The following is an 11284-nucleotide window of genomic DNA, read 5'->3' as shown; positions in this document are numbered from 1 at the left end:
CGAGGGGACGAAGCCGCCGATGAACAAGGATGCGAACGGCCAGCGATATGCGGCGAGCAGCGCGTTCCTGCGCTGGCTGACCCGCCGCGCCGGGCCGGCCGCGATCCTGACCTACGACGCGGTCGCCGGCGCGGCCGCGATGTTCTTCTCGGTGGTGGCGCGCTACCTGTTCGAGCCGGGCGGCGTGGCGCCGGGCGCGGTCGAGTGGACGGCGGCCGGGCTGTTCCTGCCGGTCTGCATCGTCACCTTCTTCATCGCCGGCCTGCATCGCGGGCTGTGGCGGCACACCTCGATCAATGATGTCGGCCGCATCGTGCAGGCCGTGGTCGCGGCGCACCTCGTCTTCCTGCCGATCTTCTTCCTGGCGACGCGTCTCGCCGACTTCCCGCGCTCGAGCTTCCTGATCTCCGCGCCGGTGCTGCTGGTGCTGATGCTGGCGCCGCGCCTGGCCGTGTCGGCCTGGCGCTCCGGCGATCTGCGCGCGCTGCTGCGCCTGGAGAACCAGTCCGCCCCGCTGGCCGTCCTCGTCGGCTCCGAAGCCCGCCTCGCCGAGGTGCTGCGCGAGCAGTTCCGCCGTTCCGGCGGCCCGGTCTTCCGCGCCCGAGCGCTCATCGAGCTCAATAGCGACTACGCCGGCCGCGCGCTGCTCGGCGTGCCGGTCGCCGGCGGGCTGGAGGCGCTCGAGGACGCCGTGCGCCGCCTGTCGCGCGGCGCCGCGCAGCCGGTGCGCATCGTCATCACCGATCCCGACCCGACCGCCGAACTCATTGATCTGTGCGCTCGCGTCGCCGGCCGCACCGGCGCGGCGCTGACCCGCGCCAAGAGCGCCGACGGCGCGCGCGCCTTCACCCAGGTCGAGGCCGCCGACCTGCTCGCCCGGCCGCCGCGCGCGCTGTCGCGCGACGGGGCGCGGGCGCTGGTCACGGGCAAGCGCGTGCTCGTCACGGGCGCAGGCGGGGCGATCGGCTCGGAGCTGACCCGCCAGGTCGCCCATCTCAGCCCCGAGCGCCTGATCCTGCTCGATTCCGCCGAGAGCCATCTCTACGAGATCGACATGGAGCTCGCCTCGTGGGCGGGCTCGCCCTTCCGGCGGCCGGTGCTCGGCGACGTGCGCGATCCGGAATGCCTGGCCGCGGTGTTCGAGCGCGAAAAGCCCGACGTCATCCTTCACGCCGCCGCGCTCAAGCACGTCCCGCTGATGGAGGCCAACGCCTCCGAGGCCGCGCTGACCAACGTGTTCGGGCTGGAGAACGTCGTCGAGGCCGCCGCCGCCGCGGGCTCGGAGGTCGTCGTGTTCATCTCCACCGACAAGGCCGTCGACCCCGCCGGCGTGATGGGCGCGACCAAGCGCGCCGCCGAGCTCTACCTGTCCGCGGCCCGCGACATTCATCCCGAGCTGCGCCTGTCGGCGGTGCGCTTCGGAAACGTGCTCGCCTCCACCGGATCGGTCGTGCCGTTGTTCGAGCGCCAGATCGCCGGCGGCGGTCCCGTCACCGTCACGCATCGCGAGGCGACGCGGTATTTCATGACCGTCCAGGAGGCCGCCGGCCTGGTGCTCGAAGCCGGCGCGCGGACGGCCGGCGATCCCTCCGGCGGCCTGTTCCTGCTCGACATGGGCGAGCCGGTGCCGATCGCGCGCCTGGCGCGCCAGCTCATCCGCCTGCGCGGCATGGAGCCGGGCCGCGACATCCGCATCGAGGAAACCGGGCTCAGGCCGGGCGAGAAGCTGCACGAGACTCTGGTCCACGCCTTCGAGACGACGACGCCGAGCGACACCGCCGGCGTGTTGCAGGTGGCCGGTCCGGCCTGCCCGATGGCCGCCCTCGGCCCGGCGCTGGACCGGCTGCGCGCCGCCGCCGAGGCGCGCGACGAGGAGGCCGTGCGCGAGGCGCTGCTGGAAGTCGTCAAGCTGGGATGGCCGGAGGGGGTCCGGCCCATCGCGTCGCGGCTTTCCGCCGCCGGCGAGGCGTGATAAGTCGCCCGCGCCGACCCGTCGGAACCCCTGCGGAGACCCCCTCATGGCCGAAAACGATCTGGTATCCGTGCGCCGCGCGCTCATCTCGGTGTCCGACAAGGCCGGGCTCAGCGACCGCGTTCGCCGTCTCGCCGCCGCCGGCGTCGAGATCATCTCCACCGGGGGCACGCTGAGCGCGCTGCGCGACGCCGGCGTCGAGGCGCGCGACGTCGCCGACGTCACCGAGTATCCCGAGATGATGGACGGCCGGGTGAAGACGCTGCACCCGCGCATTCACGGCGGCCTGCTCGCCCGCCGCGACAATGACGAGGACGTCGCCGCCATGGAGGCGCACGGCATCCCCGCCATCGATCTGCTCTACGTCAATCTCTATCCCTTCGAGGCCGCCGTCGAGGCGGGCGCCGATCTCGACGGCTGCATCGCCAAGATCGATGTCGGCGGTCCGGCGATGATCCGCGCGGCGGCGAAGAACCACGCCCATGTCGCGGTGTGCGTCGACGCCCGCGATCTCGACAAGGCGCTCGAGGAGATGGAGGCCAATGACGGCAAGGTCCCGCTGCGCCTGCGCCGCCATCTCGCCGCCAAGGCGTTCGCGCGCACCGCGGCCTACGACACCGCCATCGCCGCCCGCCTGGTCGAGGAGGACGACAAGCCCGCGCGCAGCTGGTTCACCACCGGCGGGCCGCGCCTGCAGAAGCTGCGCTACGGCGAGAACCCGCACCAGGACGCGGCGCTCTACGCCGCGCCCGAACAGCGCCCCGGCGCGGCGCACGCCCGGCAGGTCCAGGGCAAGGAGCTGTCCTTCAACAATCTCGCCGACGCCGACGCCGCCTTCGAACTGGCCGCGGAGTTCGACGCCGGCGAGACCGCCGCGGCGGTGATCGTCAAGCACGCCAACCCCTGCGGCGTCGCCTCCGACGGGTCTCTGGCCAAAGCCTACGAGAAGGCCTTCGCCGGCGACCCGATCTCGGCCTTCGGCGGGATCGTCGCGCTCAACCGCGCCATCGACGCCCACACTGCCGACGCCATCACCAAGATCTTCACCGAGGTCGTGATCGCGCCCGACGCCGAGGACGCCGCGCTGGAGATCTTGTCGGGCAAGAAGAATCTCCGCGTCCTGCTCACCGGCGCCATGCCCGATCCCATGCAGGCGGGCTGGACGGTCAAGTCGATCGCCGGCGCGGTGCTGGCCCAGGAACGCGACGCCGGGCGCATCGCCGCTTCCGACCTCAAGGTCGTCACCGAGCGCGCGCCCGACGAGCGCGAGATGGCCGATCTCCTGTTCGCCTGGCGCGTGGCCAAGCACGCCAAGTCGAACGCCATCGTCTATGCGAAGGACGGCGCGACGGCGGGCCTGGGCATGGGCCAGCCGAGCCGGCTCGAGGCCGCGCGCCTGGCCGTGCGCAAGGCCGAGGAGGCCGCCCGCGAGAATGGCTGGGACGCACCGCGCACAGAGGGTTCGGTGTGCGCCTCCGACGCCTTCTTCCCGTTCGCCGACGGCCTCAAGGCCGCCGCCGAGGCCGGCGCGACGGCCGTCATCCAGCCCGGCGGCTCGGTGCGCGACGAGGAGGTGATCGCCGCGGCGAACGAGGCCGGCATGGCGATGGTGTTCACGGGAATGCGCCATTTCCGCCATTGAGCCGCCGCAAGCCCGCGGGATGACGCGCAGGCTTCGCTTGGCGCGCGCCGTCGTTCGCGCCTAGGCTTTCGAGGATTCGCCGGGTGAGTCGTTCATGAGGCTTGTTCACGCCGCCGCATCGCTGCTGGTCCTGCTCGCCGTCGCCGCCTGCGGCGGAGACGACGCGCGCTCGCTCTCGGCCGACGGTCCCGTCGTCCTCGTCGTGAGCGAAGCGGGAAGCCCGGGCGGTCCGGTGCCGCGCGAGGAAGGCCTCTACGCCAATTACGGCGTCGAGCTCGACAACGCCCGCGCCTTCACCCGGGTCGACCTGGTCGGCCTGCCATGGCGGCAGATCACGACGGATTTCCCCGCCGGCGGCGAAACCCGGACCTTCGACGGGCCGCGCCTGGCCGACGTCCTCGACGCGGCCGACCTTGAGGTCGAGGCGGTGCGCATCGTCAGTCTCGACGGCTACGAGGCCCAGATACCGGTCGATTTCATCGAGACGCACGGCGCGATCCTGGCCATCCGCGTCGACGGCGCGCCGCTGGCCACCGGCGCGCTCGGCCCGCTGATGGTGGTCTGGCCGCGCCGGGACAACGGCCCGCTATCGGACATGGGCGACGAGCTGTGGCCCTGGGGCGTTTTCGCCATCGCGCCGGCGGAGTAATCCGCAGCCTCCGGTTTTTGCATTTGAAGCCGAGCCCGCTAATCTCCCGCGCGATCACGTCGAGGGGCGGCCGCGCGAGGGGAAGCGCCGCCGGGGAAATCGCTTGCGCCGCCGCGCGCCGGCCGCCTAGTTTTTCCGATCAATTTTCGTGGAGGGGCCTGTTTCGATGGAACAGCTGCAAGAGATTCTGAACCAGATCGACGGCTGGGTCTGGAGCCCGGTGCTCGTCGCGCTGCTGTTCGGCACGGGTCTCTATCTCACGCTCGGCCTGCGCTTCATGCCGCTCTACCGGCTGCCCGCGGCGATCGGGCTGATGTTCGCCCGCACCAAGGACGAAGACAAAAGCGAGGGCGAGATCTCGCCTGTCGCGGCCCTGTTCACCGCGCTGTCGGCGACCATAGGCACCGGCAATATCGCCGGCGTCGCGACCGCCATCACGATCGGCGGGCCCGGCGCGGTGTTCTGGATGTGGATGACCGCCGTGTTCGGCATGGCCACGAAATACGCCGAGGCGGCGCTGGCGGTGACCTATCGCGAGGTCGACAAGCGCGGCGTCCATGTCGGCGGGCCGATGTACTACATCAAGAACGGGCTGGGTAAGCGCTGGATCTGGCTGGCCTTCGCCTTCGCCATCTTCACCGCGATCGCCGCGCCGGGCACCGGCAATCTCGTGCAGGCGAACTCGGTGGCCGCGCTGGTGGATTCGAACCTGAACCTCTCGGCGATCGGACTGCCCGAGACCTTCACGCTCTTCGACAGCGCCGAGCCGCTGCGGACGACGAAATACGTCGTCGGCGTCGTGCTCGCCCTGCTCGTCATGATGGTCATTCTCGGCGGCGTCCGGTCGATCGCGCGCGTCGCCTCGGTTCTGGTGCCCTTCATGGCGCTGGCCTATGTCGCCGGCGCGGTCTGGGTTCTGTCGGCCAATGCGAGCGATGTCCCGACCGCCTTCGCCTCGATCTTCACACAGGCCTTTTCCGGAACGGCGGCCGTCGGCGGTTTCTTCGGCGCGGCCTTCGCCGCGGCGATCCGCGAAGGCGCCAATCGCGGCTCGTTCTCCAACGAGGCCGGGCTCGGCTCGGCGGCGATCGCCCACGCCTCGGCGCAAACGCGCAATCCGCACCGGCAGGGCTCGATCGCCATGCTCGGCACCTTCATCGACACGCTGGTGGTGTGCACGCTCACCGCGCTGGTGATCCTCACTGCGGCGGGCAGCTTCACCTACAACCCCGCGCGCGCCGCGCTCGGCCAGTGCTGGGAGCAGGGCCGGCTCGCCGAAAGCGAAATTCCGGGCGGCCTCAGCTACGAGGCGCTGCAGATCGGCGCGCCGCAGACCGATCTGACGCCGGCCGATCGCGCGGCTGACGTCGCCGAACGCGGCAACGCCGTCCGCGGCGCACTCGAGATCTGCCAGGCCAACGGCTTCGCCGTGCCCGACATCGCCTTCGCTGCGGCGACCGACCACACCGTCGTCGCCGAGACCGAGCGCGTCTGGGCGTCCGGCATCGCCTCGGCCGCCGACGTCACCGCGCAGGCCTTCGGCGCGTCGATCCCGGGCGGCCAGTGGATCGTGACCTTCGGCATGATGGTGTTCGCCTTCACCACCATCCTGGGCTGGGCGCTCTACGGCGAACGCGCCATGGAGTTCATCTTCGGCGTCTGGGTGATCACGCCCTACCGGATCTTCTGGGGCATCGTCGTCTTCACCGGCGCGGTGTGGACGAACGATCTCGCCTGGACGGCCGCCTCGATCGGCAACGGCATGATGGCCGCGCCGAACCTGATCGCGCTGCTGGCGCTGTCGGGCACGGTGTTCGCCATCGCCAAGCGTCACGGCGCGCGGCCGGGCGACGAGGGAGACCACAAGATCCACGAACACGCCACGCCCATGCCCGCCCCGTCGGCGAGCGGCGAGGCGGACGGCGGCGAGGACGGCGGAGAGGCGCCCGAGGGCGAACCGGACCGCTAGGGCCGTCCCGGATCGATGACGGCGAAACCCCGTCCGGCGCACGCCGGGCGGGGTTTTCTCTAGACGCCCCAGGCGGCGAACTGCGCCTGCGCCAAGTGGTCGAGCGCGTCCCAGCCCTTGTAGGCGCGTCCGTCCTCGCTGATCCCGCGCCAGGCTTTGGCGAGGACGGCGCGGTCTTCTTCCGCGATCGCCGTGACGGGGTCCAGGCAGACGCGGATCGTGAACAGCACGGCGTCGGTGTCCGGAAGGCGGCGGATCGTCTGGCGCTCGACGCGGACATGGAGGAGGTCGGCGGCCATTTCCGACGGCGCCGCCCGGGCGCGATCGCGCAGCGGCGCCGCATCGGGCGTGAAGCGCTCGCCGCCGGCCTGGAGCGTCCAGTTGAAGCGTTCGAGGACGGCGTCGTCGGGCAGGTTGTCGAACACCCGGCCGATCCGGCGCGCCAGCCGCTCGCCGTCCGGGACCGGGCCGTGGAGGGCCTCGAGCCCGGCGTCGAACGCCCGGTCGATGGTGAAGAAGGTCGGCGCGGTGAGCACGATCGACGTCGCCCGCCAATCGCCGTTCTCATCCGCCTCCATCACGACGAGATCGTCCGAGACGAGGGCCGCGGCGGCGAGCAGGGGAGGTCCTTCGCCGAGCGGCTCGCCCACGGCGGAGGCGACCAGGCGCGCGGCTTCATGCTGCGCAGCATTCGCCTTGTGTGACTGGCGAAAGCAGAGTTCCGGCCGAGCCAGAATGCTGCGCTTTTGCTGCAGCACATGCGCCTCGGTGTCCGGCGTCAGCCAGGCCGCCGGATCGATCGGTTTCAGCCCGACGGCGAAGCGCGGCGGTCCGGCGCGCCAGGGCGCGTGCGGCGGCCGGCTCACCGGCCCGGCCCTCGCGGAAACCGGCCGCCGGCCCACGCGAGCAGGAGACCGGCCGCGATGCCGAGCCCGTTCGCGGCGAGGTCGGCGATCGAGGCGGTGCGTCCGACCAGCGGAATGCTCTGAACGAGCTCGATCCCCATGCCGTAGACGAAGAGCAGGCCGCCTGTGAGCAGTCGCGTGCGCCGCGGCCAGCCCGCCCTGGCGAGCACGGCGAGCGCGGCGAAGGCGGCGAGGTGATCGAACTTGTCGCGTCCGAACAGGCTGTCCGGCGCCGACGGGCCCGGGGTGAGCGCGATGAAACTGGCGATCGCGAGCACGACCAGGAAGGCCAGCCGGATCTCGCGACGCTGCGACGACTGTCGGTTTCGGTTTCGGCGGGATTGGCGCATGCCCGGTCTTCTAGCCGAGATCGGCCGCCGGCGTGAGCCCGCGGACTACTCGCCCGCCGCTGCGCGGCGCTCGCCGCCCAGCTCGAGCTCGGGCGCGGCGTTGTCGGCGGCGGCCGTTACGGGCAGGTGACAGGTCACGCGCGCGCCCTCGCCCGGCGCGCTCTCCAGCGCCACCCAGCCTCCGTGCAGGCGGACGATGTCGTTGACCAGCGCCAGACCCAGCCCGGCGCCGCCGCCCTCGCCGCGTTCGAAGCGCTCGAAGATCTTCGCCTGGCGGTCGGGCGCGATCCCCGCCCCGTCGTCGGCGACCCACAGGCGCGCCTCGCCGTCCTCGATCTCGGCGCCGATCTCGATATGTCCGCCCGGCTCGGCGTGATCGAGCGCGTTGGTGAGCAGATTGTAGAGCACCTGCTTCAAACGCTTGGCGTCGCCGCGGATCGGCGCGGACTCGGCGTCGGCCTCCTGGCTGAGCTTGACCCCGGCGTGCTCGGCGCGGCTCGCGATCAGGTCGGCGGCGTCGGCGGCCAGCGCGTCGAGCTTGACGTCGCCGAGCTCGAGCTCGAGCTGGCCGGCGTCGATGGCGGCGATGTCGAGAATGTCGTCGATAAGCTTCTCCAGCTGGGTCGAGGCGGTCTGCACCGCGCCCAGATGCTCGAGCTGGCGTTCGTTGAGCTCGCCGGCCAGCCCGCTGGCTAGCAGGTCGGCGTAGCCGTTTATCGTGGTGAGCGGGGTGCGCAGCTGATAGCTCACATGCTCGACGAATTCGGTCTTGATGCGCTCCGAGGCCTCCAGCGCCTCGGCGCGGTCGCGCAGCGCCTCCTCGATGCGCCGGGAGTCGGTGATGTCGTCCCAGGCGACCAGCGTCGCGCCGTCGGGCAGCGGGCGGGTGAGCCAGGTCAGGATCCGCCCGTCGGCGCGTCGAATCTCGCCGGTCACCGCCTTGCGCGATTCCGGGCTGGGATCGGCGACGCGCGCCTTGAGATCGCGCCAGGCTTCCGCGTCGGGATACAGCGCGTGGCAGGCGTCGGCGATGGTCTCGAACGGGGCGTCGTCGAGCGCGGCCTCGCCGAGATTCCACAGCTCCTCGAACGCCGTGTTGTGCAGCTTGAGCTTGCCGTCGGTGTCGAACACCGCGACCGCCTCGTGCAACCGGTCGAGCGTGGCGCGCTGGACCTTGAGCTGGGTGTTGTAGCGCGCCTGCAGCGAGAGCTGATCGGTCATGTCCTCGAAGATCAGCAAGAGGCCGCCGAGCGGATGGCGCTGGCGGGCGACGCGCAGGGTGCGCCCGTCGGGCAGGCCCCACAGCTCGTCGGGCGTCTCGCTGGCCGGCGGGTTCTCGTAGTGGGCCAGCTCGGCCTCGCGCCACGCCGAATAGTCGGCCTGCTCGGGCAGCATGCGCTTCTCGCGCAGCCGGTCGAGCAGCGCGCCGTGGGTCGGGCGCTCGTTGAGCGAAGCCTCGTCGAGATCGAACATCCGGGCGAAGGCGCGGTTGAAGAAGACGAGCTGGCGCGAGCGATCGAAGATCGCGGTGGCCTCGGCCATGTGGTTGAGCGTCTGGTCGTGGGCTTCGCGGAAGCGCTTGAGCGAGGCGCGCGCCTCCTCGCCCTCGGTGACGTCGGCGACGAGGCCGGCCGTGCCGCCGGAGACGGGGTAGACGGCGATCTCGAAGATGCGGCGCTCGCCGGCGACCGCCACGCCGCGGCGGGCGGTTTGCGCCTCGCCGGCCTTGAGCGCGGCTGAAGCCTGCTCGCCGATCGCGGCGTCGAGCAGGATCTGCTGATCGAGAACGGCGTCCTCGCTCTCGGCCTCGACGGCGGCGACATAGGCGGGATTGACCCATTCCAGCCGGCCCGCCCCGTTCATCCGCCAGGCCGGAACCGGCGCCCGGCGCAGCATGTCGAGGAAGGCGACCGGGTCCTCGGACACCACGCGGCGGGCCTCCTCCAGGCGCGAGCGCGCGCCGGATTCCTCGAAGCCGCGGATGGTCGCGTCGGTCAGCCAGAGCACGATCTGGGTTCCCGCCGCGCGGCCGTCGGCCTCGATGAAGCGGCCCGACGGTCCCGCGATGGTCAGCGAGAAGGGCCGGCCGTCGATCATCAGCTCGCGCATGCGCTGACGCAGCGTGGTCTCGTCGCCCGACGCCGAGCGCGCCTCGTAGTCGGCCAGCCCGTCGAGGAGCTCCGCAGCCGGGTCGGCGTCGACGACGTCGGGACGGATGTCGGCGAACTCGACCATGGCGGCCAGCGCCGGCGCGGAGCCGAACACCTTCGGCGCCGACCAGCCCTCGGCGTCGGGATCGGGCGGCGCCTCCCAGACCAGCACCAGGCCGGGATGGGCGCTGAACACGCTCTCGGTGCGCGCCAGCCGGTCCTCCAGCGACGACAGCCGCCGGCGCCACGCCGCGCGGGCCTTGCGCGCCCCCGTGGTCAGGCGGAACGCCCACGCCGAGGTGGCCAGCGCGAACGCCACCGCGCCGCCTGTGACGATCAGTGTCGCCAGCTGTACCGGCTCGCCTGCTGCCATCATCGAGGACGCCCCTTCCCGCGCGGGGCCGCGCGTCGAAACGAGGCGCGAATCCCGCGAATCACAAGTTTAACGGAAGGTGAATCGCGTGGCGACGGGGGTAGGCGGGTGATGCGTCAGCCGCAGGGCGGGGCGCGCCGGAACGCGTCAAGATTGCGCCGGATGCTCACGATGCGGTATGTCCGGGTGTCTTTGGAAGGGGGGACTCCATGAAGCATGTTCTGGCCGCGCTGGCCGTGCTCGCGCCGCTCGCCGGGTGCGCGTCCGACAGGGTCGATTTCGGCGGGGTGATGAACCCGGTCGAGCCGCCGCCGGACGCGGCGGCGTGTGCGGCGGCCGACTGGGAGCGCGTCGAGGGCGACACGCCGGATTACCCCGAAGACCTCGGCATGTTCCTGTTCATGGCGCAGTCGGACGGCGATCTCCGCAGCCTCGAGTTCGGCTACGACATCCGCACCGACGGCCGCACGGCGAACATCCGCTTCCTGGAGCCCGCCGCCTATCTCCAGCACGGCGCGACGCAAAGCGCGATCCTGGCCGCGGCCGAAGCCATCGCGACCTGGCGCTTCGAGCCTGTCGGCGACGCCGCGCCGCGATTCGCCCAGGGCTGCGAGATCCGGTTCGATTTCGCCTGGATGGACGCCGCCAGTTGAGGCCGAGTCCCCGCCTCACCGGCTGGCGACGTCGTCCAACTTGAACTCGAACATCACCGCGCAGGCGCCGGCGCGTCCGGGATGCGGGGCCCCGCGCCGCCGTCCGTGGCGCTAGTCTCCAATGTAGAAGGGGAACTCGATCCTGCAGCCCGTCGCCGCCTGCTCGCCGGCTGCGAACGCCCATTGCTCAACCGCGCGGGCGGCCGCGTCCCCGAAACGTGGGTCCGGCGCGGCGGCGATGATCTTGACGTTGCGAACCTGTCCCGACGCGGCGATGTCATAGCCGATATAGGCCCAGCCTTCCTGCCCGCGCAGCTCGTGCCAAAGCGGATAATCCGGTATCTCCAGGCGGGTTCGCTCCGGCCGGTCCTCCTCGGGGCACCAGGCCTCCGGGGCGCCGGACCAGCCAAGCTCGGCCATCCGCTCCTCCAGCACCCGGTCCTCGGGTTTCTCGGGAACCGGTTCGGGAGGAAACACCGCGCCAAGAAACGATGCGAGCGCCCACCAGAGAAACCCGGCGAAACCCGCTGTCGTGGAAACAAAGGCCGCATGCATGCCGAACGCCCCCCTCGTTGGCCGACGGAGACAATCTGTAATGTCCGATGCGCCGGCGCCAAGCCC

General features: G+C 71.5%; 9 protein-coding genes. 5 read left to right on the top strand and 4 right to left on the bottom strand.

Going from position 1 to position 11284, the window contains the following annotated elements:
- Nucleotides 1–19: 19 nt before the first annotated feature.
- The 4 genes from DDZ18_RS00670 (at nucleotide 20) to DDZ18_RS00655 (ending at nucleotide 6232) form a co-directional block, all read left to right on the top strand.
- Nucleotides 20–1972: a polysaccharide biosynthesis protein gene (locus tag DDZ18_RS00670; RefSeq protein WP_109251434.1), complete on the top strand. Its 1953-nt coding sequence runs from the start codon at nucleotides 20–22 to the stop codon at nucleotides 1970–1972.
- 46 nt (nucleotides 1973–2018) lie between these two features.
- The gene (gene purH / locus DDZ18_RS00665; RefSeq protein ID WP_109251433.1) at nucleotides 2019–3614 is read left to right on the top strand and encodes a bifunctional phosphoribosylaminoimidazolecarboxamide formyltransferase/IMP cyclohydrolase; all 1596 of its coding nucleotides are present in this window, start codon (nucleotides 2019–2021) and stop codon (nucleotides 3612–3614) included.
- Nucleotides 3615–3708: 94 nt separating this feature from the next.
- Nucleotides 3709–4263 (top strand): molybdopterin-dependent oxidoreductase, encoded by a 555-nt coding sequence (locus DDZ18_RS00660; protein ID WP_109251432.1) that lies wholly within the window; start codon nucleotides 3709–3711, stop codon nucleotides 4261–4263.
- Between the two features lie 166 nt (nucleotides 4264–4429).
- Nucleotides 4430–6232, top strand: a complete 1803-nt coding sequence (locus tag DDZ18_RS00655) for an alanine/glycine:cation symporter family protein (RefSeq protein WP_109251431.1) — start codon at nucleotides 4430–4432, stop codon at nucleotides 6230–6232.
- A 59-nt stretch (nucleotides 6233–6291) separates the two neighbouring features.
- Here DDZ18_RS00655 and DDZ18_RS00650 read toward each other — a convergent pair whose 3' ends face one another.
- The 3 genes from DDZ18_RS00650 to DDZ18_RS00640 are packed head-to-tail and all read right to left on the bottom strand — an operon-like array spanning nucleotide 6292 to nucleotide 10013.
- On the bottom strand, nucleotides 6292–7098 hold the full coding sequence (locus DDZ18_RS00650; protein WP_109251430.1) for a heme-dependent oxidative N-demethylase subunit alpha family protein: 807 nt from the start codon (nucleotides 7096–7098) through the stop codon (nucleotides 6292–6294).
- A complete protein-coding gene (locus DDZ18_RS00645) occupies nucleotides 7095–7487 on the bottom strand; it encodes a VanZ family protein (RefSeq protein WP_109251429.1) in 393 nt (130 codons plus the stop codon). Before DDZ18_RS00645 ends, DDZ18_RS00650 begins: the two co-directional genes overlap by 4 nt.
- A 45-nt stretch (nucleotides 7488–7532) precedes the next feature.
- A complete protein-coding gene (locus DDZ18_RS00640) occupies nucleotides 7533–10013 on the bottom strand; it encodes a sensor histidine kinase (protein WP_233245653.1) in 2481 nt (826 codons plus the stop codon).
- A gap of 206 nt (nucleotides 10014–10219) precedes the next feature.
- On the opposite strand from DDZ18_RS00640, the gene DDZ18_RS00635 reads away from it, so the two are divergent.
- Nucleotides 10220–10663, top strand: a complete 444-nt coding sequence (locus DDZ18_RS00635) for a hypothetical protein (RefSeq protein ID WP_109251428.1) — start codon at nucleotides 10220–10222, stop codon at nucleotides 10661–10663.
- A 111-nt stretch (nucleotides 10664–10774) separates the two neighbouring features.
- Here DDZ18_RS00635 and DDZ18_RS00630 read toward each other — a convergent pair whose 3' ends face one another.
- The gene (locus DDZ18_RS00630; protein WP_109251427.1) at nucleotides 10775–11218 is read right to left on the bottom strand and encodes an energy transducer TonB; all 444 of its coding nucleotides are present in this window, start codon (nucleotides 11216–11218) and stop codon (nucleotides 10775–10777) included.
- Nucleotides 11219–11284: the final 66 nt, after the last annotated feature.

Origin of the sequence: Marinicauda salina (genome assembly GCF_003122085.1) — a bacterium.
Lineage (GTDB): Bacteria > Pseudomonadota > Alphaproteobacteria > Caulobacterales > Maricaulaceae > Maricicauda_A > Maricicauda_A salina.
Note: the sequence above shows the minus strand (reverse complement) of the source record. Positions and strands in the feature narration are given on the sequence as shown.